Source organism: Acidovorax sp. HMWF018 (genome assembly GCF_003061035.1).
Taxonomy (GTDB): domain Bacteria; phylum Pseudomonadota; class Gammaproteobacteria; order Burkholderiales; family Burkholderiaceae_C; genus Acidovorax; species Acidovorax delafieldii.
Map to the genome: position 1 here is coordinate 12,248 of NZ_QAIM01000472.1, position 1,609 is coordinate 13,856.

Below are 1,609 nucleotides of genomic sequence, written 5' to 3' on the forward strand. Positions count from 1 at the left end.
TGGCAGGTCATCGGGTAGAGTCACTTCGACCCGGTGCGCCGCGATGGCGGGGGCGCTGGCGGCCAGGGCGCTGCCCACCACTTCTTCCAGCGGCTGCCAGGCCTTGTTGAGTTGCACGGCCCCAGCCTCCAGGCGGGCCATGTCCAGCAGGTTGTTGACCAGTGCGCTCATGCGCTGGGCGGATTGCTGGATCGCGCCGGTCAGCTCTTGTTGATGGGCAGGCAGGGGCGGCTGCACCATGGCCAGTGATTCGGCCAGGCCGACCAGTGAGGCCAGCGGAGTGCGCAGGTCGTGCGAGATGGCCGAGAGCAGCGAGTTGCGCAGCCGCTCGGACTCGATCTGCACCGTGCTCTTTTGTGCCACGTCGATGTAGTGGATGCGTTCGAGCGAAATGGCGAGCAGCGAGGCACAGGTTTGCAGCAGGCGGCGGGGTTCTACGCCCGGCACCTGCCCGTGGGGCATGGCCACCACCAGCACGCCACGGATGCGCATGGGCGCCTTGAGCGGCAGCACCAGCGTGGGGCTGGAGTGCAAGGTGTCGGTGCCCCGGCCTGCGGGCTCGCCGCGCTCGAATGCCCATTGCGCCACGGCCATGTCCACGGGGGCGGTGCCTCCGGGCAGCACCTGCAGGCGGTTGTCATCGTCAGCCACCACCAGCGTGCTGCCTGCGCTGAACTCGCCCGTGATAAAGCGTGCGCCAATCTCGGCCACCTGCTCGGGCAGCAGGGCTGCAGACAGGTCACGCGCCATGTCGTACAGGCTGCGCACGCGGTGTTCGCGGTCGGTGGCGGCCTCGGCCTGCACCTTGAGCCCGGCGGTGAGCTGGCCCACCACCAGGGCCACCACCAGCATCACCGCAAAGGTGACGACGTACTGCGCGTCGCTCACCGCAAAGTTGAAGCGGGGCGGCACAAAGAAGAAGTCAAAAAACCCCACGCCCAGGAACGCCGCCATGATGGCAGGGCCGCGACCAAAGCGCAGCGCCACTCCCACCACCACCAGCAAAAACAGCATGACGATGTTGGTCAGCTCCAGCACGTTGGCCAGCGGTGTGGCAATGACGGCAGCAATGCAGCAGGCCAGGGCGGCGGCGATGTAGCCGGGCCAGAATGCAGCGCGGGGGGCTGCGGTGCTGGTGCGGATGGTTTTGCGTTCGGTGGTGTCGGCGCTGCGGCTGGGCAGTGTGCCCACCTGCAGCAGGTCCAGGTCGCTGGCACTTTGTCCGATCTGCTCGGCCAGCGTGGCCTGCCACGGCCAGCGCCGGGTGCTGCGCCCCATGACCACACGCACCAGGTTGTGTTCGCGCGCATAGCGCACCAGGGCCTGGGCGGGCTGGGCTGCGGGCAGCACGGCGCAGGCGGCGGCGCCCAGTTGCTGCGCGATCTTCAGCGTGCGCTCCACCTGCGGGTGCAGGGTGGCCGACTGGCCTTGCTGCTCGGGCGTTTCCACATGCACGGCGTGCCACGGCAGGTCGAGCTGGGCGGCCAGGCGGGCGCAGCTGCGCACCACCTTTTCGGCGTTGTCGCCCGTGCCCACGCAGGCCAACAGGGCTTCGCGGTTGGGCCACACGGCCTCTGGCGTGGTGGTGCTGGCGCGGCGGTAGGCGCGC

1 protein-coding gene is annotated in these 1,609 nt (G+C 69.2%); it reads right to left on the minus strand.

Going from position 1 to position 1,609, the window contains the following annotated elements:
* Positions 1–1,609, minus strand: a 1,609-nt coding sequence (locus DBR23_RS20045) for a DUF4118 domain-containing protein (protein ID WP_233250603.1), incomplete at both ends; no start/stop codon positions are given.